This is a genomic window from Edaphosphingomonas laterariae, assembly GCF_900188165.1.
Lineage (GTDB): Bacteria > Pseudomonadota > Alphaproteobacteria > Sphingomonadales > Sphingomonadaceae > Sphingomonas_E > Sphingomonas_E laterariae.
The window spans coordinates 1-22,522 of record NZ_FZOS01000001.1 but is presented as its reverse complement, the minus strand read 5'-3'; the positions used below and the strand labels follow the sequence as shown (position 1 = coordinate 22,522).

At 66.2% G+C, this 22,522-nt stretch carries 24 protein-coding genes and 1 tRNA gene; 7 read left to right on the top strand and 18 right to left on the bottom strand.

Annotated features, from left to right (window positions below):
* The first annotated feature begins 69 nt into the window (after positions 1–69).
* The 5 genes from CHB74_RS00125 to CHB74_RS00105 all read left to right on the top strand — a co-directional run bounded on the left by CHB74_RS00125 (position 70) and on the right by CHB74_RS00105 (position 6,015).
* Positions 70–525: a GatB/YqeY domain-containing protein gene (locus CHB74_RS00125; RefSeq protein WP_089217580.1), complete on the top strand. Its 456-nt coding sequence runs from the start codon at positions 70–72 to the stop codon at positions 523–525.
* Between the two features lie 46 nt (positions 526–571).
* Positions 572–2,431, top strand: coding sequence for a DNA primase (gene dnaG / locus CHB74_RS00120; protein ID WP_089217579.1), 1,860 nt, complete (start codon positions 572–574; stop codon positions 2,429–2,431).
* A 16-nt stretch (positions 2,432–2,447) separates the two neighbouring features.
* A complete protein-coding gene (gene rpoD / locus CHB74_RS00115; protein ID WP_089217578.1) occupies positions 2,448–4,469 on the top strand; it encodes an RNA polymerase sigma factor RpoD in 2,022 nt (673 codons plus the stop codon).
* Positions 4,470–4,669: 200 nt separating this feature from the next.
* A complete protein-coding gene (locus tag CHB74_RS00110) occupies positions 4,670–5,326 on the top strand; it encodes a DUF6975 family protein (RefSeq protein WP_089217577.1) in 657 nt (218 codons plus the stop codon).
* A gap of 164 nt (positions 5,327–5,490) precedes the next feature.
* Positions 5,491–6,015 (top strand): nuclear transport factor 2 family protein, encoded by a 525-nt coding sequence (locus tag CHB74_RS00105; RefSeq protein WP_089217576.1) that lies wholly within the window; start codon positions 5,491–5,493, stop codon positions 6,013–6,015.
* Here the strand turns inward: CHB74_RS00105 and CHB74_RS00100 are convergent.
* Genes CHB74_RS00100 through CHB74_RS00060 form a run of 9 tightly spaced genes read right to left on the bottom strand, consistent with a single transcriptional unit; the run spans position 6,005 to position 14,358 of the window.
* Positions 6,005–6,592 carry a retropepsin-like aspartic protease family protein gene (locus tag CHB74_RS00100; RefSeq protein WP_089217575.1) on the bottom strand — a complete coding sequence of 196 codons (588 nt, stop codon included), beginning with the start codon at positions 6,590–6,592 and terminating at the stop codon, positions 6,005–6,007. The genes CHB74_RS00105 and CHB74_RS00100 overlap by 11 nt on opposite strands.
* Positions 6,589–7,359, bottom strand: coding sequence for an MBL fold metallo-hydrolase (locus tag CHB74_RS00095; protein ID WP_089217574.1), 771 nt, complete (start codon positions 7,357–7,359; stop codon positions 6,589–6,591). Before CHB74_RS00095 ends, CHB74_RS00100 begins: the two co-directional genes overlap by 4 nt.
* Positions 7,360–7,363: 4 nt before the next feature.
* Positions 7,364–8,140: a TatD family hydrolase gene (locus CHB74_RS00090; protein WP_089217573.1), complete on the bottom strand. Its 777-nt coding sequence runs from the start codon at positions 8,138–8,140 to the stop codon at positions 7,364–7,366.
* Entirely contained in the window at positions 8,140–9,660 is a 1,521-nt protein-coding gene (metG, locus tag CHB74_RS00085; RefSeq protein WP_089217572.1) for a methionine--tRNA ligase, read from the bottom strand. Before metG ends, CHB74_RS00090 begins: the two co-directional genes overlap by 1 nt.
* Before the next feature lie 3 nt (positions 9,661–9,663).
* Positions 9,664–10,650: an AAA family ATPase gene (locus tag CHB74_RS00080; RefSeq protein WP_089217571.1), complete on the bottom strand. Its 987-nt coding sequence runs from the start codon at positions 10,648–10,650 to the stop codon at positions 9,664–9,666.
* Positions 10,647–11,270, bottom strand: a complete 624-nt coding sequence (gene tmk, locus CHB74_RS00075; RefSeq protein ID WP_089217570.1) for a dTMP kinase — start codon at positions 11,268–11,270, stop codon at positions 10,647–10,649. The genes CHB74_RS00080 and tmk overlap by 4 nt, the downstream gene beginning before the upstream one ends.
* 17 nt (positions 11,271–11,287) lie before the next feature.
* A complete protein-coding gene (locus tag CHB74_RS00070) occupies positions 11,288–12,463 on the bottom strand; it encodes a D-alanyl-D-alanine carboxypeptidase family protein (RefSeq protein WP_089217963.1) in 1,176 nt (391 codons plus the stop codon).
* A gap of 55 nt (positions 12,464–12,518) precedes the next feature.
* Positions 12,519–13,304 carry an SPOR domain-containing protein gene (locus tag CHB74_RS21860; protein WP_179220648.1) on the bottom strand — a complete coding sequence of 262 codons (786 nt, stop codon included), beginning with the start codon at positions 13,302–13,304 and terminating at the stop codon, positions 12,519–12,521.
* On the bottom strand, positions 13,288–14,358 hold the full coding sequence (locus CHB74_RS00060; RefSeq protein ID WP_089217569.1) for a lytic murein transglycosylase: 1,071 nt from the start codon (positions 14,356–14,358) through the stop codon (positions 13,288–13,290). The genes CHB74_RS21860 and CHB74_RS00060 overlap by 17 nt, the downstream gene beginning before the upstream one ends.
* A gap of 117 nt (positions 14,359–14,475) precedes the next feature.
* Here CHB74_RS00060 and CHB74_RS00055 point away from each other — a divergent pair.
* Together CHB74_RS00055 and CHB74_RS00050 are read left to right on the top strand one after the other, a co-directional pair.
* Positions 14,476–14,565 (top strand) — tRNA-Ser (locus tag CHB74_RS00055).
* A gap of 135 nt (positions 14,566–14,700) precedes the next feature.
* Positions 14,701–16,344 (top strand): MFS transporter, encoded by a 1,644-nt coding sequence (locus tag CHB74_RS00050; protein WP_179220647.1) that lies wholly within the window; start codon positions 14,701–14,703, stop codon positions 16,342–16,344.
* A gap of 18 nt (positions 16,345–16,362) precedes the next feature.
* Here CHB74_RS00050 and CHB74_RS00045 read toward each other — a convergent pair whose 3' ends face one another.
* Genes CHB74_RS00045 through gspG form a run of 9 tightly spaced genes read right to left on the bottom strand, consistent with a single transcriptional unit; the run spans position 16,363 to position 22,361 of the window.
* Positions 16,363–16,821, bottom strand: coding sequence for a hypothetical protein (locus CHB74_RS00045; RefSeq protein WP_089217567.1), 459 nt, complete (start codon positions 16,819–16,821; stop codon positions 16,363–16,365).
* Positions 16,821–17,543 (bottom strand): type II secretion system protein N, encoded by a 723-nt coding sequence (locus tag CHB74_RS00040; protein WP_089217566.1) that lies wholly within the window; start codon positions 17,541–17,543, stop codon positions 16,821–16,823. Before CHB74_RS00040 ends, CHB74_RS00045 begins: the two co-directional genes overlap by 1 nt.
* The gene (gene gspM, locus CHB74_RS00035; RefSeq protein WP_245842513.1) at positions 17,540–18,031 is read right to left on the bottom strand and encodes a type II secretion system protein GspM; all 492 of its coding nucleotides are present in this window, start codon (positions 18,029–18,031) and stop codon (positions 17,540–17,542) included. Before gspM ends, CHB74_RS00040 begins: the two co-directional genes overlap by 4 nt.
* Positions 18,031–19,134, bottom strand: a complete 1,104-nt coding sequence (gspL, locus tag CHB74_RS00030; RefSeq protein WP_089217565.1) for a type II secretion system protein GspL — start codon at positions 19,132–19,134, stop codon at positions 18,031–18,033. The genes gspM and gspL overlap by 1 nt, the downstream gene beginning before the upstream one ends.
* The gene (gspK, locus tag CHB74_RS00025) at positions 19,131–20,114 is read right to left on the bottom strand and encodes a type II secretion system minor pseudopilin GspK (RefSeq protein WP_089217564.1); all 984 of its coding nucleotides are present in this window, start codon (positions 20,112–20,114) and stop codon (positions 19,131–19,133) included. The genes gspL and gspK overlap by 4 nt, the downstream gene beginning before the upstream one ends.
* Positions 20,111–20,881 carry a type II secretion system minor pseudopilin GspJ gene (gene gspJ, locus CHB74_RS00020; protein WP_089217563.1) on the bottom strand — a complete coding sequence of 257 codons (771 nt, stop codon included), beginning with the start codon at positions 20,879–20,881 and terminating at the stop codon, positions 20,111–20,113. The genes gspK and gspJ overlap by 4 nt, the downstream gene beginning before the upstream one ends.
* Positions 20,878–21,351 (bottom strand): type II secretion system minor pseudopilin GspI, encoded by a 474-nt coding sequence (gspI, locus tag CHB74_RS00015; protein WP_089217562.1) that lies wholly within the window; start codon positions 21,349–21,351, stop codon positions 20,878–20,880. The genes gspJ and gspI overlap by 4 nt, the downstream gene beginning before the upstream one ends.
* Entirely contained in the window at positions 21,338–21,880 is a 543-nt protein-coding gene (locus CHB74_RS00010) for a GspH/FimT family pseudopilin (RefSeq protein WP_425442218.1), read from the bottom strand. Before CHB74_RS00010 ends, gspI begins: the two co-directional genes overlap by 14 nt.
* Positions 21,881–21,902: 22 nt before the next feature.
* Complete coding sequence (gene gspG / locus CHB74_RS00005; RefSeq protein WP_089217961.1) at positions 21,903–22,361, bottom strand: type II secretion system major pseudopilin GspG; 459 nt, start codon at positions 22,359–22,361, stop codon at positions 21,903–21,905.
* Positions 22,362–22,522: the final 161 nt, after the last annotated feature.

The window sequence follows — 22,522 nt, the reverse complement described above, 5'->3', positions numbered from 1 at the left end:
GGTCAATCTATTAAAATTCTGCACGCCGCGCTATGGTGATCGCTTTCCCGGACCATCTCCCGAGGCTCCATGATTCGTGATGACATTAAGGCGGGCCTGGTGTCCGCGATGAAGGCGCGCGACGCCGAAAAGACTGCCGCCATCCGCCTGATCCAGGCCGCGATCAAGAACCGCGACATAGAAATGCGCACCGCCACGGGATCGGGCGACGACGATGTCGTTGTGATCGAGGTGCTGCAGAAAATGGCCAAGCAGCGCCGCGAATCGATCGAGATGTTCGAAAAAGGCGGCCGCGTGGAGCTTGCCGCCACCGAAAAGGCGGAGCTCGCCGTGATCGAGGGCTTCCTGCCCGCCCAGATGGACGAGGATGCCGCCAAGGCCGCGATCGCCACGATCGTTGCCGATCTCGGCGCGACCTCGGTCAAGGATATGGGCAAGGTGATGGCCGCGGTGAAGGAGCGCCTCGCCGGCCAGCTCGACATGAGCAAGGCCAGCGGGCTGGTGAAGGGGGCGCTCGCCGGCTGATGGCGGGCGAAGCGTTTGACCACGCATATTTCGGGGAGGCGGGCCGTTGAGCCTGTCGCCCCAATTTCTTGACGAACTGCGTTCCCGCACGCTGCTGTCGGCGCTTGTCGGCAAATCGGTGAAGCTGGAGCGCGCCGGGCGTGAATTTCGCGCCTGCTGCCCGTTCCACAACGAAAAATCGCCCAGCTTCTACGTCAACGACGACAAGGCCTTTTACCACTGCTTCGGCTGTGGCGCGCACGGCGATGCGATCCGTTTTCTGACCGATCACAAGGGCCTGCCCTTTATCGATGCGGTGAAGGAACTCGCCGCCGCCGCTGGCATGGAGGTTCCCGCCGCCGATCCGCGCGCCGCCGAAAAGGCGGAGCGCGCATCCGGCCTGCACGACGCCATGGAGGAGGCCGCGCGCTGGTTTACCGAGCAGTTGCACGGCATCGCCGGCGCGGAAGCCCGCGCCTATCTGGCGAAGCGCGGCGTCGATGCCGCGACGCAAGCCGCCTTCGGCTTCGGCTTCGCCCCCGATTCGCGCGGCAAGCTGAAGGCGGCGCTGGCGCGTTTCGGCGATGACAAACTGGTCGAGGCCGGGCTGCTGATCGCGGTCGACGGCAAGGAGCCCTATGATCGGTTCCGCGGGCGGCTGATGATCCCGATCCGCGACGCACGCGGCCGGACGATCGCCTTCGGCGGCCGCATCATCGGCGCGGGCGAACCCAAATATCTGAATTCGCCGGAAACGCCCTTGTTCGACAAGGGGCGCACGCTGTTCAATATCGACAAGGCCGCCGCCGCGACCCGCAAGACCGGCCGGGTGATCGTGGTCGAAGGCTATATGGACGTGGTCGCGCTCGCCCAGGCCGGCCTGGGCGAGGCGGTGGCGCCGCTCGGCACAGCGCTCACCGAAGGCCAGCTCGAACGGCTGTGGCGCATGGCCGAAACGCCCGTCCTGTGCTTCGACGGCGACGCGGCCGGACAAAAAGCCGCCATCCGCGCCGCGCTGCGCGCGCTGCCGATGATCGAACCGGGCCGCACGTTGCGCTTCGCCACCCTCCCCGCCGGGCAGGATCCCGATGATCTTGTCCGCGCCGGCGGCCCGGCCGCGATGGAGGCAGTGCTCGAAGCCGCCGAGCCGCTGGTCGAACGGCTGTGGAAATATGAACTGGGGGCCGCGCCGCTCGATACGCCCGAAGCACGGGCGGGAATGCGCAAGCGGCTGGCCGACCATGCCGGCACGATTCGCCATGGCGATGTGCGCGGGCAGTATCTCGCGGATTTTCGCCGTCGTTTCGATTCCCTCTACGAACGCACGCCCCCTGCCCGCTTTCAGCCCGGTGGCGGCGGACGGCGCGGCGGTATCTTCCAGCGCGGCAAGCCGCCCGAAGCCCCGCCATCGGCGGCAACGCGCACGATCAGCAGCGGCGGCGTGACACCGCTTGTCGGGCGCGCCGTGCTGGCCGGATTGCTGCGCCATCCGCAGGTCATCGCCGATCAGGCGGAGGCCGTGGCGGCGCTCCCTTTGCCCGATCCCGCACTCGCCAATCTTCGCAATGCGATGCTTGATGCAGCTTTTGGCAGCGATGCGCTTGATTCGCAGGCGTTGGGAACCATATTGGCGCAAGTGGGCTTGGCTGGAGCGATGGAAACGCTTCGTGCGCCGAACGGACTTGCCTTTTCCTTCCTACGCGGCAATGCCGAATCGGGGCGCGCTCGGCGCGATCTCGCGGCGGCGATCGAAGCGTTGGCGGCAAGGCCGGAACTCGATGCGGCACTGGCAACGGTGACGGCGCGGTTGATGGCCTCGCCCGACGAGGCCGGGTTTGCCGAACAGCGGCGTCTTCGGGCGGCGCGAGACGAGGCGGATCAGGCGCTGGCGAAGCTGGCGGCGGGCGAAGACGACGCGGGACTGTAATTTAGGGTTGGTCGGAATGGCGAAAACGAACATGGCGGAACCGGCTGAAAAGACCGAGAGCGGCGATGCGCCGCTGATCGATCTTAACGAGGCTTCGCTGAAGAAGCTGATCGCGCGGGCCAAGAAGCGCGGCTACATCACCGTCGACGAGCTCAACAGCGTCGTCGGCGAGATGTCGACCGACCAGATCGAGGACGTCATGTCGGCGCTCAACGAGATGGGCGTCAACGTCGTCGAGAATGAAGAGCAGAGCGAGGACGAGCAGCCCGAGGAAGCCGCCGACGACGAGATCGTCGGTGTCGACGAAGGCGAAGGCGGCCCCGTCCTCACCCAGGTCACGAAGAAAGAGACGGTCGATCGCACCGACGATCCCGTCCGCATGTATCTGCGCGAAATGGGCGCGGTGGAGCTTCTGTCGCGCGAGGGCGAAATCGCCATCGCCAAGCGCATCGAAGCCGGCCGCGACACGATGATCCTTGGCCTATGTGAAAGCCCGATCACCTTCAACGCCATCATCGACTGGTCGTCGGCCTTGAACGAAGGCACGATGCAGCTGCGCGAGATTCTCGATCTCGACGCCATGCTCTCCAAGGGCCCGACCGCCGAACAGGTGGAAGGCGCCGAGGACGAGAATGGCGAAATCAGCGAAGAAAGCACCGGCCCCTCCTTCAAGGAAGAAGAAGAGCCCGAGGAAGCATCGGCCGACGAGGACGATGACGGCCTGACCGAGCGCCGCACGCCGCGTCCTTCGGACGACGAGGAAGAGGACAACACGCTCAGCCTCGCCCAGATGGAAGAGCAGCTCAAGCCGCTGGCGCTTGAGAAGTTCGCCACCATCACGGACCTCTACAAGAAGTTCCACAAGATGCAGATCGCCCGGCTCGAGGCGATGGGCGCTGGCGGCGAGCTGCCGGCGAATGACGAGAAGAAGTATCAGAAGCTCCGCGAGGAACTGACCGCCGAGGTGGAAAGCGTCCAGTTCCACGGCGCCAAGATCGAATATCTCGTCGATCAGCTTTATTCGTTCAACCGTCGCCTGATGGCGCTGGGCGGCCAGATGCTGCGCCTTGCCGAACGCCACAAGGTTCCGCGCAAGGGCTTCCTTGACGCCTATGTCGGGCATGAGACCGAGGAAGGCTGGCTGGATCGCGTCGGCACGCTCGACAAGAAGTGGGCGGCGTTCGCGGCCAATGAAGCGGGCGCGGTCGAACGCATCCGTGTCGAAGTGGCAGAAATCGGCCAGGCGACGGGCATGTCGCTCCCCGAATTCCGCCGCATCGTCAACATGGTGCAGAAGGGCGAGCGCGAGGCGCGGATCGCCAAGAAGGAGATGGTGGAAGCCAATCTCCGCCTCGTGATCTCGATCGCCAAGAAATACACCAATCGCGGCCTGCAGTTCCTGGATCTTATTCAGGAAGGCAATATCGGCCTGATGAAGGCCGTGGATAAGTTCGAATATCGCCGCGGCTATAAATTCTCGACCTATGCGACCTGGTGGATCCGGCAGGCGATCACGCGTTCGATCGCCGATCAGGCCCGCACGATCCGCATCCCGGTCCACATGATCGAAACGATCAACAAGCTGGTCCGCACCAGCCGCCAGATCCTGCACGAAATCGGCCGCGAGCCGACGCCGGAGGAACTGGCCGAGCGGCTTTCGATGCCGCTCGAAAAGGTGCGCAAGGTGATGAAGATCGCCAAGGAGCCCATCTCCCTCGAAACGCCGATCGGCGACGAGGAAGACAGCCACCTCGGCGACTTCATCGAGGACAAGAACGCGATCATTCCCGTGGACGCCGCCATCCAGGCGAACCTCAAAGAAACGGTGACGCGCGTTCTCGCCAGCCTGACCCCGCGTGAGGAACGCGTGCTGCGCATGCGGTTCGGCATCGGCATGAACACCGATCACACGCTGGAGGAAGTGGGTCAGCAGTTCAGCGTGACGCGCGAGCGTATCCGCCAGATCGAAGCCAAGGCGCTGCGGAAGCTGAAGCACCCGTCGCGCAGCCGCAAGATGCGGAGCTTCCTCGACCAGTAACGCCTTGCCGCCCAGCGGCCTGACGCCTGCATGATCGCCGCCCATGGCCCCGCGCCTGGGCGGCGTTTTCATGTTCGCGCCGGATTAACTCTGATCTCCAAATGGTTAGCGCGGCATAAACCTCGCTTTTACGCGCTTTGCTATAAAAGCTCGGGCATCGGTGAAGTCCACGGACATTTCCGTGGCCTCAGGAGTATGCGATGCCCCTTCCCGCAACCGACAATCTGGGACAAAGCCGGCTTGCCGAGACGCTGCTTGCCGGTGCGGCGGCCGAAGGTAGCGCGAGCCATCCCTATGTCGGATCGGGCGAGCTTCGTGACGGGGCGGGCGCGATCTCCAATCTCGCCGATGCGATCCACCATCTCTGCCTGCTTCATGGCCGCCTGCCCGGCGTGATCGACCTTGCACTCGAACGTTCGCCGATCGAGGCGATGGCCTGGATGATGTCGGCCACGGCGGCTTTTGCCGAAGAACGTGCCCTGCTCACCCGGCTTGTCGTCGCGGCCCCGCCGCTGCCCAGCACGCCCGGTCAGGCCGAATGCGAAGCCGCGGTGCTGGCGCAGCGCCATGCCCTGGAAATGCTGGCGACTTCGGAACGCGCCGGCTGCGCCATGGGCGCCGCGCTTGCCCTGATGCTCGACTGGCATGTCGTGCGTGGCGTGCTCAACCTCGCCGCCGACCGGCTTGGCGTCACTGCCGAGCCCTGCCGGCTCCCGACGCGCGCGGCGATCGGCGATTTCGCCAGCCGGGTTGCCCCGCAACTCGAACGCGCCGTGGGTTTCGGCGCCGGCCAGCTCTTCCACCAGCAGCGCGGCTTGTGGGATCTGCTCGAATGCCGGGAACAGGCGCGGCGTTAGAGCGCTTTCCAAGCAGGTGGAATCACCTGCTGACTCGGAAAGCGCGGTAGACAAAGAGCTTAGAGCATTCGAGCCGACGCCGTCGGATCGGAAACTGCTCTAACGCCCTTCCCTCACCCCGCGCTTGCCGCCATGCTCGCCGGCCAGACATAAGAGGGAGCTGCATGACGGATGATCTGGCGCTGCTGCGCGAAACCGCCGACCAGATCGCCCTGTCGCGGCTGGTCGATGCCTATGCGCGCGCGGTGGATCGCTGCGATCTTGCCTTGCTACGCAGCCTCTACGCCGACGATGCCGTCCATGATCATGGCACGATGTTTCGCGGGAGCGCCGACGCCTTCGCCGATTATATCGGGAAAATGATGCGCGGCATGGTGAGCCATCATTTCATGGGCAACCGTCTGTTCGCAATCGACGGCGACGTGGCAACGGGCGAAACCTATGCGATCAACAGCCATGTCCTCGACCCGGGAACGCCCGAGGCCCGCGATTATATCGCCGGCGGCCGCTATCTCGATCGCTTCCGCCGCACCAGCGCCGGCTGGCGCATCGCCCATCGCACCCGGGTGATCGACTGGACGCATGAACGACCGCATCAATCTGGCGCCACCGCCGCAGGCCTCGCCGCCGGCGGCAAGTGCCCCGACGATCCCTCCTACGCTTTCCTTTCGGCAGGCTTCAGGGCCTGAGTATCAGCGTTCGGCCCTCGACGCCCCAGCCGCCGAGCGAATTGAGGAAGTTCATCCCCAGCACGTTCATCTCACCGAACTCCACCGCAGTCGTCGCCCGCACATCCTCACGGTGGATCGGCCCGATGCGCAGGTTGGCGATCCGCACCCGGCGGGCCATGATCGTGCCATTGGCGGTGGCGACCGGCGTTCCGAATGCATCATCGCCCGGGTCGATACCCGCAGCCCGGGCCACGTCTGCCGACAAAGCGGTGGTCGTCGCGCCGCTATCGATCAGGAAGCGCGTCTCGACGCCGTTCACCTCGCCCAATACCCAGAAATGGCCATCATCGGCGACGGGAACACGCAGCGTCTCGCCCGCAACCACGCCCTTTTCGGGGTAGAGGCCGAGTTGCAGCCGTTCGCCGATATCGTCCTTGAAGGAATAGAGCAGCAAAGCGACGATGAAGATGGCCAGCCAGCCAAGCGCCATCTTGATCGTCGATCCCAGCGGCAGGCGGCGGGCGACCAGCGCGCTGCTGACGAGGACGAGCATCATCGCCGCCGCGACGAATTGCAGGGCCTGATCGCTGTTCATGCCATCACCACCTGTCCATCCATGCCCGGTTCGACATTGGCGGGCAATTCCGCCGCCAGCCCGGCATAATCCATTGACTGGTCCATGTGCGTCAGCACCGCGCGGCGGGCGCCGAACCGCTCGATCCAGCCAAGCGTCTGCCCCAGATGCGGATGCGTGGGGTGCGGCCGCCGACGGAGCGCATCGACGATCCAGAGATCGAGGCCGCTATAAAGGCGCTCCATCGCGGCCGTCATTTCATTGAAATCAGTGGCATAGGCCATGGACTTCCCGTCATGCTCGAAACGCAGCCCAACGGAAGTGATCGACCCGTGCGGCTGATCCGCGCAGGCGATCGCGATATCGCCGATGACCAATTGGTCGGGCAGATCATGGCCGCTCACGATCGGAGGATAACCCTCCTTGCCCTCGAACGCATAGCCGAAACGCTGCCTGAGCGCGTCGAGCGTCCAGGAGCGCGCATAGGCCGCCACGGGTGTGCCGCGTGCGTGGAACAGTTGCCTAAGGTCATCGATGCCGTGGCAATGATCGGCATGGTCGTGCGTCCAGATCACCGCGTCCACATCAGAAACGGCGGCATCGAGCAGCTGCTCGCGCAGATCCGGGCTCGTGTCGATCAGGATGCGGGTCGTATCGCTTTCGACCAGCACGGAAGCGCGGCGGCGGCGGTTGCGCGGGTCGGCGGGATCGCACGCGCCCCAATCGTTGCCGATCCGCGGCACGCCGGATGAGGTGCCGCAGCCAAGGATGCGCGCCCTCATCCCCATAAGGTCAGCGCCGCGCCTTTGAGAATAAATTGAAGAAGTTATCAGACGTTTCTATTGCCAAATCTTCGATGCTCACCCCACGAAGATCCGCAAGAAAGCGTGCCGTGTCGGCCACGAAGGCCGGCTCGCACGTCTTGCCGCGATGGGGCACCGGGGCAAGGAAGGGGGCATCGGTTTCGATCAGCAGCCGGTCCGCAGGAATGGTCGCAGCGGTCGCCTGCAACTCCTTGGCATTCTTGAACGTCGCGATCCCCGAAATCGAAATGTACAACCCCAGATCGAGGGCGATCCGCGCGAAATCGTCGCTGGCCGTGAAGCAGTGGATGACGCCGGGATAAGCGCCCCGCCCCATTTCGTCACGCAGGATAGAGGCGGTGTCCTCCTCGGCATCGCGGGTATGGACGATGAGCGGCAAGCCGGTTTCGCGGGCGGCGGCGATATGCGCGCGGAAGCTCGCCCGCTGCCGGTCGCGATCGGAATGATCATAATAATAATCGAGGCCTGTTTCGCCGATCGCGATCACGCGGGGATGCGCGGCCATGGCCACCAATCGGGCGGTATCGACGTCGGGATGCTCATCCGCCTCATGCGGGTGAATGCCGACCGACGCCCACACATCAGGCTCTCGCTCGGCCGTGGCGATGATCTCGCCCCACTCCCGTTCGCGCGTCGAGATGTTGAGCATCGTCGAAACGCCCGCACCGCGCGCGCGCGCCAGCACGGCGGCCTGATCCTCGACCAGGCCGCCATAATTCAGGTGACAGTGGCTATCGACGAACATCAGCCTTCCTGTTCCACCCAACGCGGGAACACGCCCTGCGGTGCCGGAAGCGTCGTGCCGGGCATGATCGGCGTCGCGAGCGCGGCAAAGTCACGCGCATCGGCCGGCTGAGCCAGCTGATCGAGCAGTTTATCCGCGCTTTCCGGGATGGCCCAGCGAACCAGAATGGCGAGCAGGCGGATCGCCTCCGCCGTGGCGTGCAGGATGGCATCGGCCCCTTCGGGATCGGTCTTGCGCAATGCCCAGGGCGCACTGTCGGCAAAATAGCGATTGGCCTCGGCCACGCCTTCCCAGATCACTTCGAGCGCGCGATGGATGGCGAGGCTGGCCATCGCTTCCTCCACCCGTGCCTGCAAAGCGGCGGCATCCAGCACGGCGGCCGGCGCGCCCGTGCCCGGCACGACCCCACCGCAATTCTTGGCGATCATCGACAGGCAGCGCTGGGCGAGATTGCCCAGTCCGTTGGCAAGATCGGCATTGGAACGGGTGACGATGGCTTCATGGCTGTACGAACCGTCCTGGCCGAAGCTCACTTCGCGCAGCAGGAAATAGCGCAGCTGATCGACGCCATAGGTCCGCGCCATCTCCATCGGATCGACGACATTGCCGACCGACTTCGACATCTTCTCGCCCCGGTTGAGCAGGAAGCCATGGCCGAACACCTGGCGGGGCAACGGCAGATTGGCCGACATCAGGAAGGCCGGCCAATAGACCGCATGGAAGCGCACGATATCCTTGCCGATGATGTGCAGATCGGCTGGCCAGAACTTGCGATAAGATTCTGTATTATCCGGATATCCTACGCCCGTCAGATAATTGGTCAGGGCATCGACCCACACATACATCACATGGCCCGGCGCATCGGGAACCGGCACGCCCCAATCAAAGCTGGTCCGCGAGATCGAAAGGTCCGAAAGGCCGCCCTTAACGAAGCTGATCACCTCGTTGCGGCGGCTTTCCGGCCGGATGAAATCCGGGTTCTGTTCATAAAGTTCCAGCAGGCGATCGCCATAAGCCGACAGGCGGAAGAACCAGCTTTCCTCCACCGTCCACTCGACCGGCGTGCCCTGCGGCGACAATTTCTGGCCGGATTCGTCGGCGACGAGTTCCTTCTCGTCATAAAACGCCTCATCGCGCACCGAATACCAGCCTTCATAACGACCGGCATAGATGTCGCCATTGGCCACCATCGCGCGCCACAGCGCCTGGCTCGCCGCATAATGGGCGGGTTCGGACGTGCGAATGAAGCGATCATTCGAAATATTCAGAACCGATGCCATCTCACGGAAATATCCGGACATTTCATCCGCAAGCTCACGCGGGGAAATGCCACGCGCACGCGCCGCCTGATCCATCTTCAGGCCATGTTCGTCGGTGCCCGTCATGAAGAACACGTCGCGGCCCTGCATCCGCCGGAAGCGGGCGATCGCATCCGTCGCGATAACTTCATAGGCATGCCCGATGTGCGGGCGCCCATTGGGATAGGAGATTGCGGTGGTGATGTAGAATGGTTCAGCCATGTCTCAGGCTTTAGCGCGGTCGGCTCCGGGAGCAAGCGCCGCGACCAAAGTGGCGAGCTCGAAAACAGTCGTTTGCGGATCCAGCGACAAGCGAACCGCAGTTTCGGCCAGCCGTCGCGCTTTTTCCCAAAGCTCGATCGCGCGTGCCAAAGCGGCGCCTTCACGGGCCTTTGCCTGCGCGGCGATGAACGCCGGCAGCCTTTCGAGGAAAATCTCGTAGCGCGGCTGGGCCGCCTTGAGCGCCAGGGCCTTGGCGAGCGCCATGCGCTGCGCGTTCGAAGGATCGCCATCGCGGGCGAGGTTCAGCAGCGCCGAGTCGATCGCCGATATGTCGAGACCGGCAAAGCGCAGGGCGCGGCCCGGGGCGCCGCCACCGCTTGCCACCAGCGCCGCGATTTCGGTGTCGGACGCCCCGGGCAGCAAGCGTCGCAGCGCCACGCCCATATCGCCATCGTCCAGCGCGCCGAAGCGGAGCAGCCGGCAACGCGAGCGGATTGTGGGGAGCAGCCGCCCCGGCGAATGGCTGACGAGCAGGAACAGCGTGTCCGCCGGCGGTTCTTCCAGATTCTTCAAAAGGGCATTGGCCGCCGGCCGCTCGAGATCGTCGATCGCGTCGATGATCACCGTGCGCCGCGCGGACATGCTGGGCGTGACCGAGAAGAATGGCTGAAGGCCACGCACCTGATCGATCGTGATGTTGCGGGCCAGATCGCCCGTCTTGTCCCGCGGCAGGCGCGCCAGCTGGCGATAATCGGGATGGCTACCGGCAGCGATCAGCTTCGCGGTGGGATGGTCTTCGGCGACATCCAGGCCGGGGCCGGCAGGCGGCCGATCGGTCCCTTCCGCCAGATAGCGCGCGGCGGCGGCTTGCGCGAACATCGCCTTGCCCACGCCCTGCGGCCCGGCGAGCAGCCAGGCGTGGTGCATCCGCCCCTGCCCGATCGCGGCGCGGAAAGCGGCAAGCTGTTCGCGGTGGCCGATCGGCGTCATAGATCGTCGATCGCAGCGAGCAGCCGGGCGGTCACGTCTTCCGCGCTGCCGGACGAATCGACGATGCGGAAGCGCGCCGGGTCACCGGCGGCGAGTTGAGCGAAAGCCGCTGCCACCCGCGCGTGATAGGCCGCATCGCGCGCGCCAAAGCGATCGGCCGCGCCACGATCGCGCGCTGCCGCCCGCCCTGCGGCCTCGGCCTCCGGCAATGCCAGCAACAAGGTGCGATCGGGCAGAAAGCCATTGCTGCCCACCTGATGAAGCTGACGGATCACCGCTTCGCCAATCCCGTCCGCGCCGCCCTGATAGGCGAGCGAGCTATCGAGGAAACGATCGGACAGCACCCATTGGCCGGCTTCCAGCGCCGGCAGGATGGTCTTGGCAACATGATCGGCGCGCGCCGCCGCGAACAGCAGCGCTTCGGCCGCCGGCGTCCAGCGACCGGCATCGCCGTCGAGCAGCAGCGAGCGGATCGCCTCCGCCCCCGCACTGCCGCCCGGTTCGCGCGTCTCGATGACGTCATGACCGCGCGCGCGAAGGGCGGCGGCAAGCGCGCGCAATTGCGTCGACTTGCCGACCCCTTCCCCGCCTTCGAGGCTGATGAAACGCCCGCGTGCCACGCCCCCGCGCTCTTCGATCAGGCGAGCCCGAACAGCCAGCGGAAGCCGGCGGCGATGCGATCGAAGAAGCCCGCTTCCTCCACCGCCTTGTCGGCGACCAGCGGCATCATCTGCGGCGGCGTATCGCCGGTCTGCACGACGAGATCGGCGATATGCTGGCCAGCCTTGATCGGCGCCTTGATCGGCCCGTTATAGACGACCGTCACCTTCATGTTGCCGGCAGCACCCGCCGGCACGGTGACGGCCAGGTCACGCGGCGCGACAAGGCCGACTGAGCGGACGTCGCCCAGCTGCACCTCGGCGTCCTGAACCTTCTTGCCCTTGGCGACCAGCGGCACGGCCTTCCACGCCCGGAATCCCCAATCCATGAAGGCGACCGACTGTTCGATGCGCTGGTTGGAACTCGTCAACCCGGCCACCACCATCACCAGACGGCGGCCATTCTGTTCGGCCGATCCGGTGAAGCCATAGCCCGCTTCTTCGGTATGGCCGGTCTTGAGGCCATCGGCGCCGGACACGCGGCCCAGCAGGGGATCGCGGTTCTGCTGGGTGATGGCCGAGCCATTGCCCATGGTCTTGCCCCAGGTGAACTCCTTCTGGCTGTAGAAAGCCTTGTAGAGATCAGGGAAGTCCTGAATCGTCCGCGCGGCGAGTTCGCCCAGATCATGTGCCGTCACATAGGTGGCGCCATTATCCGGCCAGCCGTTCGACGTGCCGAAATTGGAATTGGCGAGACCCAGTTCCTTCGCGCGCTGGTTCATCAGCGCCACGAATGCCGGCTCCGTCCCGGCGATGCCTTCGGCCAGCACGACGCAGGCATCATTGCCCGAAAGCGTGACGATCCCGTGGAGCAGGTTCTGCACGCTCACCTGTTCGCCCGGCGACAGGAACATCGTCGATCCCGCCTGCGGGCCATGCCACTGGCGCCAGGTTTCCGGCCGCACGGTGATCATCTGGTCGAGCTTGAGCTCACCCTTCTTGATGAGATCGAAGGCGACATAGACCGTCATCATCTTCGCCATCGACGCCGGCGGCATGCGGCGATCCGCATCCTTGGCATAGAGCACGGCGCCCGAGGACAGATCCTTCATATAGGCGACCGGCGCGTCCGTCTGGAACGGCGGCGCGGCGGCGGGCGCCGGCACGGCGAGAACGGAAGCAGCGGCGGCTGCAAGGAGAAGCTGGCGGGTCATCACGATCATTCCGGCTGATGCTCTTTCAGGACTGTCCGTTCACCGGCGGGCCGATTCACGGATTGGCGGAGACGATATGTGCATCCTGATAGCCGCGCCTGCGCACCTCCGCCAGCGCAGAGAAGGTCGCGGCTTCATCGACGAAGGGGCCAAGGCGCACGCGGTAGAGATCACCGCCCGGCGAGACCGACGCGGTGGCGACATCCCGCAGGCCCGCCGCCAGCGCATCGGCACGGTCGCCATCGCCGAAGGCGGCAACCTGGATGTAGCGATCGAGGATGGCGGCCTGCGATCCCACCGGTGCCACAACCGGCGCAGTTGCCGGACGCGCTGGCGACGGCGCAACCGACGCCACCCGCACTTCGCGCCCCCGCAGCAGCGCCTTGCGCTGCGCTTCCGAAGGATAGACCCGCCGCACGCGAACCCGCGCCACGCCTTCCTTTTCCACGCCCAGCGCCCGCGCCGATCCACGCGACAGATCGAGAATGCGATTGGCCGCGAACGGCCCGCGATCGTTGATGCGGACGAGGATCGTCCGCCCGGTCTTGAGCGCGGTGACTTCGGCATAGCTCGGCATCGGCAATGTCGGGTGCGCGGCGGACAGCCCATCCATGTCGAACCGCTCGCCATTGGCGGTCAATCGCCCGTGATGCTGGCCGCCATACCAGGACGCCATGCCGGTTTCGTCATAATCGCGGTCGTCGCGCGGCACATAGGTCCGCCCGCCGACCTGATAGGGCTTGCCGATCTTGACCGCGCCGTCGCTGACCTGGCGGGTCGAGGCGCAGGCCGACAGCAGCGTCGCCGCCGCCAGTACGGCCAGTTCAGCGCGCCACTTCATCGGCAAGCAGCCCGACCGACAGCGCGTAGAAATTGGAGCAGTTATAATCGAGAATGACGCGGTAATTGTTGGTCAGCAGATAGGCCGTCGCGCCCGGGCCGTCAGGTTCGAGCAGCGTCGCCAATTCGCCATCGGCCGGCGCCGGCCAACCCGTAACGCGGACCCCCATCGCCTTCCACTCGCCGATCGACAGCCAGCGGCTGTGCCGTTCATGCACGCGCGCGCAGCGCGGCGAACGCAGCAGCGGGCGGACGGCGCTGCGATCGAAGGCCGTCGGCACGATCGCCGCAACACCCCAGGGCACGTTGGGCTTCCATCCGGCCTGAACCAGATAATTGCCGATCGACGCCAGCGCGTCCGTCTCGTTCGACCAGATATCGATCCGCCCGTCGCCATCGCCGTCCACGGCAAGCCGCTGATACATGCTCGGCAGAAACTGCGGATAGCCGGTCGCCCCGGCCCAGCTGCCCTTGAGCGTCGACCGAGGAATGCCGCGATCGAGCAACTGCAATGTCGCGATCAGTTCTGCCGTGAACAGTTCGCGGCGGCGGCCGTCATAAGCGAGGCTCGCCAGCGAGCGAATGAGATCGAAGTCGCCCGTATAGGTGCCATATCCGGTTTCGTGGCCGTAGATCGCCATCATGATCGATTCGGGCACGCCGGTGCGCTGTTCGATCCGCGCCAGCCGGGGCCGAAGATCCTGATAACGCTTGCGGCCGCGATTGATGCGATCGGCATCGACATGCCGGGCCTTATAGGGCGCGAAGCGCGGGATAGCGGCTGCCGGCGCGTTGGGATTGCCGCCGGGTTGCGCCCGATCGAGCCGGATCACGCGGGCGTTAAAGGTAAGCCCTGCCGTGGCGCTGTCGAACGTCGCCGGCCGAACCCCCGCCGCCAGTGCGCGCGGCCGGATACTGCGCAGAAACGCCTGGAAAGCCGCGTTCTCGTCAGCCGAGGCTGCCGCGTCGGACGTGGCAGCACTTTGCGCCACCCCCTTGTTGGGCAGCACGGCCAATGCGGCGGCAAGCGCCAGGATGCGGAACGAAATACGCATAAATAACCCCTTACCCGCCCTTGGTGCCACAGAGGCGCAGGCAGGTGAATCCCTTTTCTTGGAAAGATATCACACCGCTTGCACGATCGGCCGTGCTTGGTGATAAGCGCGCCCAGCGGACAGGTGGCCGAGTGGTTTAAGGCAGCGGTCTTGAAAACCGCCGTGGGTGGAAGCCCACCGTGGGTTCGAATCCCACCCTGTCCGCCAATTTCCCTGCCCCGGAACCCAGCGCCGCCGACAGCTTTCGCGGCTGCGCCTGCGGATGCCCGATTTTCATGGCCATCTTGCATGGTCCCCCTCACCTCGCGCAGAGAGGCGTCAAAGCACAGGCGGGGATGGCGAATGGGTGAAGGCACGGGCGAACGCGCGTCGATGCGGCGGGTGGTGGTGGCGTCGGCGGCAGGCACTGCCTTCGAATGGTATGATTTCTTCATCTTCGGCGCGCTCGCGCCCGTCATTGCCAAGGTCTTCTTCGCCGGGCTGACCGAAACGGCCGGCTTCATCGCCGCGCTCGGCCTGTTCGCTGCGGGCTTCGCCTTCCGCCCGCTGGGCGCCATCCTGTTCGGCACGATGGGGGATCGGCTGGGCCGCAAGGGCGCCTTCCTGATCACCGTGTCGCTGATGGGCGGCGCCACCTTCGCCATCGGCCTGCTGCCCACCTATGCGCAGGCCGGCATCTGGGGGCCTGCGCTGCTGATCCTGATGCGCATCTTCCAGGGCATGGCGCTGGGGGGCGAATATGGGGGTGCCGCGATCTACGTGGCCGAGCATTCGAAACCCGACAAGCGCGGCCAGGCGACCGGCTGGATCCAGGCGTCGGCCGCCTTCGGCCTGATCGCGGCGCTGGTGGTTGTGCTCGCCACCCGCACGTCGATCGGCGAGGATGCCTTCGCCGCCTGGGGCTGGCGCGTGCCGTTCCTCGTTTCGGCCGGCCTGCTCGCCATCTCGATCTGGATGCGGTTGAAGCTGACCGAAAGCCCGACCTTCCAGAAGATGAAAGCCGAGGGCGAGGTTTCGCGTGCGCCGCTGGCCGAAGCGTTCGGGCAGTGGAGCAATATCAAGCTGGTGCTGCTCGCCTTTTTCGGCGTGATGTGCGCGCAAGGGGCGCTCTGGTACTGCTTCTTCTTCTATTCGCAGGTGTTCTTCGAAAAATCGCTGCAGGTGCCGCCGACCACGGTGAACGTGCTGATCATGGCGATGACGCTGGTCTCCGCCCCCTTCTACGTGCTGTTCGGCTGGCTTTCGGACAAGATCGGCCGCAAGCCGGTGATGCTGGGCGGCATGATCGTCGGCCTGATCGCCTTCTTCCCGGCCTTCCACGCGCTGGCGGGCTTTACCAACCCGGCGCTTGTGGAAGCGCAGGCCCGCACCCCCGTGGTGGTGGCCGCCGATCCGGCAAGTTGCTCGGTCCAGTTCGATCCCGTTGGCGCGGCCAAATTCTCGACCGCGTGCGACATTGTCAAGAGCGTCCTCGCGTCGAGCGGCATCCCCTATCGCAATGCCCCGCTTTCCGCCGGCGCGACCACCGAGGTGCGGATCGGCGATCAGGTGATCCAGCCCAAGGATGGCAGCACGCTTTCAGCCGATGCGCTGAAGGCATTGAAGGCGGACGAAACCAAGACGATCCGCACCGCGCTACAGGCCGCCGGTTATCCGATGACGGCGGACACCGCGCGCATGAACTATGCCGGCATCGGCGCGATCCTGCTGCTGTTCGTTATCGCCGCGACGGCGCTATATGGCCCGATGGCCGCAATGCTGGTGGAACTCTTCCCCGCCCGGGTCCGCTATACCGCGCTGTCGCTGCCTTACCATGTGGGCACGGGCTGGGTCGGCGGTTTCCTGCCGGTGACGGCCTTCGCCATCGTCGCGATGACGGGCGATCTTTATGCGGGGCTCTGGTATCCGGTGATCTTCACCGCGATCAGCGTGATCACCATGGCCTTTCTGGTGCCCGAAACCCGCGGCCGGCCGCTCGACGCCTGAGGGGCCGCGCCCAAGGGTTCAGCGGCAGGCGAGCAGGCCGGCGACGGGCATGACGAAGCTGTCGCCGGCGGCGCGATCGAGGCTGAGCGATCCCCCGGTCACCACCGCACCGCCCTGCAATTCCTCGCGCTTTTCCAGCACGACGTCGATCGTCACGCTCGTCGTGCCATCGCTGTAGGTGGCGTTGCTGAACGCAGCGCCGGCCGCAAGGCCATCGGCATTGGTGCGGGGCAGATCGAGCTGCCGTCCATCGAGCGCGATCCGCGCCAGCGGCGGATCGACCCGCGCCATCACCACCAGCCGGGCCTCGTTCCCCGCCTTCCACAGGAACAGCGCACACTGCCCCTGCGGCAAGGCCTGCCGGGGCAAGGTGCCCAGCGGAATGCCGTCGTCCGGTTGGCTGGCGGGCGCGGGCCGGGTGGCCGGCGCAGCGCAGGCGCTGAGCAACATGGCCGTAGCAAGGATCGCGACGCGCATCACAATTGCCCCGCCACCGACAATTTCAACCCATCGCCGGACGGCGCGAACCCGTGGGTCTGCAACGCCTGCTGGACTGCGGGGTCGGAACTGCGGACCGTGAAGTCCGCCGTATAGCCGCCATTCTTGACGATGCGGAGCGCCAGCATCTCCATGCCGCTCTGGCTGGCGAGCGGCAGCAGCAAGGCGCCGCCATCGCAACGTGCGGTGCCACTCATCCCGCCGGGCAGCGACAGGCCGGGCACATCGGCCTGCAATTCGGCCCGCACCAGCCCCTCGGCCCGGTCGCACACGCCCTCCCGGAAGCGGACGCTCACGTCGCCGAGATCGACGGCACTCACCGGCAGCGGCGCGAATATGGCAGCGGCCGGCAGCCGCATCGTCGCATCATCCAGCCCAAGCGTATGACGGGTAACGCTGAGCGCGCCTTGTAGCGCATCGCCCCCCTCACCCGCCCGGCTGGCATCGATGCGCGCGCGACCGACGAACAGGGGGAAGAAGTTCAGGCCCGCGTCGACATCGCCCAGTGCGGCGGCGCCAAAGCGCACCTCCTTCAGCTTGCCGTGCCACACGCTGCCCTGCACTTCGCGCACCGACAGGCCAACGGCGCCGAGCCCCAGCGCGCCGAGCATGATCCGCATCGGGAACAATGCCACCAGCGCCAACGCGAAAAATGCGAGGAACAGCCCCGCGCGGCGGAGCGAGAGGCGCACGCGCATCATTTCGCGCGCGTCCGGAAGGTGGCTTCCACCGACAGCGTAGCATCGTTGTTGGTGGTGGCGTTCAGCCCTTCCACGATCAGGCCGTCGCGACGCTCAAGCTCGCTCACCCAGGCGAAAAACGCCTGCGACCGAACGACGTTGATGACGATCGTGGCCTGCGCGGCACTCACCGGATCGACCCGAGCGACGGTGAAGCCCGCTTCGCTCGCCTTCTGCCCGATCCATACGTCCACCGGCGCCGGCAATGCCTTGGGCCCGGCACGTTCAAGGCTGGCAATGGCATCCGCCTGCCCGCCGGCTTCGGCCCGGGCAAGGATCGCCCGGTCATGGCGCGCGCGCGCATCGGCCAGCGCATCGCCCAGCGGACGAACGAGCAGCAACCAGCCGAGCGTGACGCCCAGCAACCCCGCCATCACCAGCAGCATGATGCGCTCGCGCGGCGAACGCGACGTCCACCAGGGGCGGAACCGTTCCATCAGCGTCGCCATCACTGCCCCCGCACCGCAAGTTCGGCGATCTGCCGGCCGCCGCCCGATCGCGGTTCGCCAGCATTGGCGATGAAGCCCTGCCCGGCAATCCGCTGCTGAAGCGCGGCGATATCGCTCGCCGCGCTCGCGCTCACCGTCGCGCGCAGGCTGCCGTCGCGATCATAGCGCAGCGCCGTCAGTTCGACATTCGCGGTATCCCGCACCCCTGCGAACAAGGCCGCCGCCGTCGCGCTGAACCCCCGGCCGCCGCCGCGCAGCTCGGCCAGCCGCTCGTTCAGTTGCGCCGGCGCGTTGGCAATCCGCTCGACGCGCGGCAGCGCCTTGCTGGCGATGACGTCCACCTCGCGCTCCAGGCTGTCCGCCGCGACGGTGTAGCGCAGGATCAGCGCCGCCTGGATCAGCAAGGTCAGCAGGAACAAGCCCGCGACCATCCAAGCCAGCCGCCGCACCAGCCGCCAGTCGATCGCCCATGGCCGCCGCTTGACGAACGGCCCCTGCCGCAGATCGACGGGGATCGAGGCCAGCGCCGTCGCCAGCCCGGCTTCGACCGCCTTGTCGTCCAGATTGACGACCGGCCCCGCCACCAGCGCATCCGCGATCGTCGCTTCGGCGGCAAACGCCGTGCGATCGCCGCGAACGAGATGCAGGTCGCCGCGCGCCCAACGCCGCACGCCCGTTTCAGCCTGCGGAATCAGCAGGGTTTCGGGAACGACATGATCGGGATCGAGCGCCAGCCCCTGCAACGCGGCCACCCAGCCACCCATCCGCGCGTTCGACACCAAAGCCATGGCGCGCGCGCCATCCGCATCCGCCGGGCCGACCGCGATATGCAATTGATCGATCGGCTCCGCCGTCACGTCGGCCGCCAGCAGCCGCGCCGCCGCCGCCGCCTGTGCCTGCGAAAGATCGGGCAGATCGACCCAATGGATCGCGACATCCGGGCCGGGCGCCACCGCGACGATCCGCTCGTCGGCATCCTCTTCGCCGATGGCCGGCACGTCACGCCCGCGCGCGACGACCGCTCCGCCGGAAATGCGCAGCCAGCCGCCCAGCGGTTCGCCTTCGCCGCCCGGAAATAGCAGGAGATAGCGATCGTCGGTCATTCGTCGCCCCCCCATTTGCGCGACACCAGCCTTGCCGGCGTCAATCCGCCGTCGATCAAGGCCGTTTCGCTCACCTGCGCGCCGCCGATTTCCACGTCAAGCGCGAGGTTGAACCAGCGCGTGCGAAGCTGCGTCTGCCCCTGCACCTCCATATCCGGGGTCAGCGCCTCCAGCGCCGGCAGCTTCCAGAAGTCCACGGTGCTGCTCCAGCCGGTTGCCGGCCGTTCGGCCAGGATCTGGCGAGCACGGGGGATATCGAGTTGATCGGGTATGAGCATGGCCACAAGCGGAGCCTGATCCATCGAAAGCGTGTTGATGTTGATGGGCGAAAGATCGGTCGTCGGCAGCGCGCACACCCACGGGCGCAGCAGCCGGTAGATTTCGGGCGTGACACCGGCAACGGCGCGAAGCTCGCTGACGTCGCCCAGCAGGGTGTTGGCCGCGCGGTACGGCGTTGCCGCCTGCATATAATAATCATCCTCCGCCCCATCGGGGTTGGGCGCGGAATCCGCGTCGATCCAGTCGACCAGCGATGCCGCGACACGACGGGCCTCGGCACCGTCCATGCCCAGCGACTGCATCAGCGCGACGAACTGGCGAATGCCAACCTCGCGCGGCGCATAATCGCCGGCGATCAGGCCTTCGGCCACGCTGTTGAGGTTGAAGCAATTGCCCCCGTCGGTCAGCGTCGCGGTGACGATGCCGCCGGGCAGCGGCAGTGCGAGCGGGCGTCCATGCCATCCGCCGGCAAGCGTGGTCATCCCGGTATCGCGCCCTGAAAGCACGCCGATCCGATCGAGCGCCATGGACTCCGCCCCCAGCGCATAGGCGCGGGCCTGATCGGCCGCCGCGCCATTGGCGGCAAGCCGCGTCGAAAGTCGCAGGCGTTCCAGCGCCGCCACCGACAAAGCGGACATCACCGCCACCAGCAGCAGCACCGTCAGCAAGGCGCCACCGCGTTCCGAATACGGAACCTTCATGGCCCGACCCCGGTGCCGGTGAGGAACAGCATCCGCACCGCGCCGATCCCTGCTACGTCGAGCACCATCTCCACCGCGTCAGGCATGGCTTCGGGCCTTACGGAATCCCACCGGTCGCGCCATTCGCCCTTCCGGCGATAGCGCACCGTCATGGCTTCCACCCCGCGCATCACGATCGCGGGCTTGGCCGGCGCGGCACCATCGAGCATCGGCCAGGTGCGACGTTCCAGCCGATCCCCGGCCAGCCGATATTCGACGCGCTGGAGCGACGCCCGTGCCGCCATGGCCCCATTGCTCCAGCCGCGCCGCACGAAATTGAGCGCGATGGCATCGGCCGCGCCGCCATCGCCGATGAACGCGACCTGGCGAATACCATCCTGATCGCGCACCAGCCGTGGCGCCGCCTGCGCCAGATCCGACGTCAATATCGCCCCGACGCGGCGGATGGCCGCCACTTCATCCAGCCGTTCCTGCGCGGCCTCCTGCGCCCGCACGCTGAACCCCAGCAATCCCACACCCGCGGCCGCCAGCATGCCGAAGATCAGCAAGGAGATCATCAGTTCGACAAGCGTGAAGCCGTGTTCGGCGGAACGCCTCACGGGCGTGAAGCCGTGTTCGGCGGAACGCCTCACGGGCGTGAAGCCGTGTTCGGCGGAACGCCTCACGGGCGTGAAGCCGTGTTCGGCGGAACGCTGCGTAAGATCGAAGCCGTGTTCGGCGGAACGCCGCGTAAAATCGGACCCGTGTTCGCCGCGATGCTCGTTCATGGCATCGGCCTGAACACGGTGAGCGCGCCGGCTGGCTGGCCGTTATCATCCACCACCGCGATGTCGATCTGCTGCAGGTTTACCTGCGTCGCGCGGATGGAACGGCGGGTCCAGCGCCAGGCGCGGCCCGCATTTTCCTGCACGCCTTTGGTTTCGCCAAAGCTGGGCGCCACCGGATCGGTCAGCGCCTCCACCGCCAGATTGCGCGCGACGATCTGCCCGATGGTTCGATCCGCAAGCGAGGCCGTGCTGGTCAACGTCGCCCCTTCCAGCCGCAACAGCGCGAGCGCCGCAATGCTGAAAACCGCCAGCGCCACCATCAGTTCGATCAGCGTGAAGCCGTGTTCGGCGGAACGCCTTGCGGACGTGAAGCCGTTCTCGGCAGAACGAGCAAAGGGCCTGAAGCCGTTCTCGACAGAACGGACAACCGGAGCGAAGCCGTGTTCGGCGGAACGATCAGGAGCCGACATGAATCGTGCCGTCCCCCTCGATCCGCACTGTGGCACGCGCGGAATCCCGAACAAGCGTCACGTCCAGCGGCTCGGAAAAGCCCGTGGTGTCGAAAATCACGCGTGCACGCCCGGCATCGCCGACAATGGCCTGCGCGCCTTCCCATCGACGGTCCTCGAACGGCTTCTCGTCGATCGGCCGCCAGCCGCGCCGGTCGCGCTGTTCGAAGCCATAGCCGTCCGCCGAAACCCACAGCGCCATTTCATGTGCCTCGATGATCGCCGCATCCTGCGCGGCGCGGGCGCGCGCGGCAAAACGCTCCGCCTCGTGCCGCACATCGCCACGCGGATCGGGCATCGCCAATACCACCGCCCCGGTCAGCAGGCCGATGATGGCGATCACCACCATCAATTCGACAAGCGTGAAGCCGTGTTCGGCGGAACGCCTCACGGGCGTGAAGCCGTGTTGGGCGAAACGCCTCACGGGCGTGAAGCCGTGTTCGGCGAAACGCCTCACGGGCGTGAAGCCCTGTTCGGCGAAACGCCTCACGGCCGGAACCGCAGGATCGCGCCTAGTTCCAGTTGCCGATATCGGCATTGTCCGCCTCACCGCCCTCGCGGCCGTCGGCGCCATAGCTGTAGATGTCAAAGGCGCCATGCTGGCCGGGCGACGCGTACTGATAGGCGTTGCCCCACGGATCTTCCGGCAGCTTCTTCACATAGCCGCCACGGCGGTAACGTTCGGGCCGCGTGAGCGAGGCGGGCGGCGATATCAGCGCCTGCAACCCGTCCGCCGTGCCCGGATAGGTCAGATTATCGAGCCGGTACATTTCCATCGCCTGCTCCAGCAGCGCGATATCGGCCTTGGCCTTCTCGACCCGGGCCTTGTCGCCGCTCGGTAACACGTTGATCGCGACGATCGTCGTCAGCAGGCCGATGATGACGATCACCACCATCAGTTCGACAAGCGTGAAGCCGTGTTCGGCGGAACGCCTCACGGGCGTGAAGCCGTGTTCGGCGGAACGCCTCACGGGCGTGAAGCCGTGTTCGGCGGAACGCCTCACGGGCGTGAAGCCGTGTTCGGCGGAACGCCTCACGGGCGTGAAGCCGTGTTCGGCGGAACGCCTCACGGGCGTGAAGCCGTGTTCGGCGGAACGCCTCACGGGCGTGAAGCCGTGTTCGGCGGAACGCT

Coding starts and splice junctions, on each gene's coding strand:
- CHB74_RS00070 (WP_089217963.1), bottom strand. CDS start 12,463: ATGACCCGCCAGCTTCTCCTTGCAGCCGCCGCTGCTTCCGTTCTCGCC.
- CHB74_RS00090 (WP_089217573.1), bottom strand. CDS start 8,140: ATGTTCGTCGATAGCCACTGTCACCTGAATTATGGCGGCCTGGTCGAG.
- rpoD (WP_089217578.1), top strand. CDS start 2,448: ATGGCGAAAACGAACATGGCGGAACCGGCTGAAAAGACCGAGAGCGGC.
- CHB74_RS00125 (WP_089217580.1), top strand. CDS start 70: ATGATTCGTGATGACATTAAGGCGGGCCTGGTGTCCGCGATGAAGGCG.
- CHB74_RS00100 (WP_089217575.1), bottom strand. CDS start 6,592: ATGAACAGCGATCAGGCCCTGCAATTCGTCGCGGCGGCGATGATGCTC.
- gspL (WP_089217565.1), bottom strand. CDS start 19,134: ATGACCGACGATCGCTATCTCCTGCTATTTCCGGGCGGCGAAGGCGAA.
- CHB74_RS00105 (WP_089217576.1), top strand. CDS start 5,491: ATGACGGATGATCTGGCGCTGCTGCGCGAAACCGCCGACCAGATCGCC.
- CHB74_RS00045 (WP_089217567.1), bottom strand. CDS start 16,821: ATGCGCGTCGCGATCCTTGCTACGGCCATGTTGCTCAGCGCCTGCGCT.
- CHB74_RS00060 (WP_089217569.1), bottom strand. CDS start 14,358: ATGCGTATTTCGTTCCGCATCCTGGCGCTTGCCGCCGCATTGGCCGTG.
- gspJ (WP_089217563.1), bottom strand. CDS start 20,881: ATGAACGAGCATCGCGGCGAACACGGGTCCGATTTTACGCGGCGTTCC.
- CHB74_RS21860 (WP_179220648.1), bottom strand. CDS start 13,304: ATGAAGTGGCGCGCTGAACTGGCCGTACTGGCGGCGGCGACGCTGCTG.
- CHB74_RS00080 (WP_089217571.1), bottom strand. CDS start 10,650: ATGACGCCGATCGGCCACCGCGAACAGCTTGCCGCTTTCCGCGCCGCG.
- CHB74_RS00110 (WP_089217577.1), top strand. CDS start 4,670: ATGCCCCTTCCCGCAACCGACAATCTGGGACAAAGCCGGCTTGCCGAG.
- CHB74_RS00095 (WP_089217574.1), bottom strand. CDS start 7,359: ATGGGGATGAGGGCGCGCATCCTTGGCTGCGGCACCTCATCCGGCGTG.
- gspI (WP_089217562.1), bottom strand. CDS start 21,351: ATGTCGGCTCCTGATCGTTCCGCCGAACACGGCTTCGCTCCGGTTGTC.
- CHB74_RS00040 (WP_089217566.1), bottom strand. CDS start 17,543: ATGATGCGCGTGCGCCTCTCGCTCCGCCGCGCGGGGCTGTTCCTCGCA.
- metG (WP_089217572.1), bottom strand. CDS start 9,660: ATGGCTGAACCATTCTACATCACCACCGCAATCTCCTATCCCAATGGG.
- CHB74_RS00050 (WP_179220647.1), top strand. CDS start 14,701: ATGGGTGAAGGCACGGGCGAACGCGCGTCGATGCGGCGGGTGGTGGTG.
- gspK (WP_089217564.1), bottom strand. CDS start 20,114: ATGAAGGTTCCGTATTCGGAACGCGGTGGCGCCTTGCTGACGGTGCTG.
- gspM (WP_245842513.1), bottom strand. CDS start 18,031: ATGGCGACGCTGATGGAACGGTTCCGCCCCTGGTGGACGTCGCGTTCG.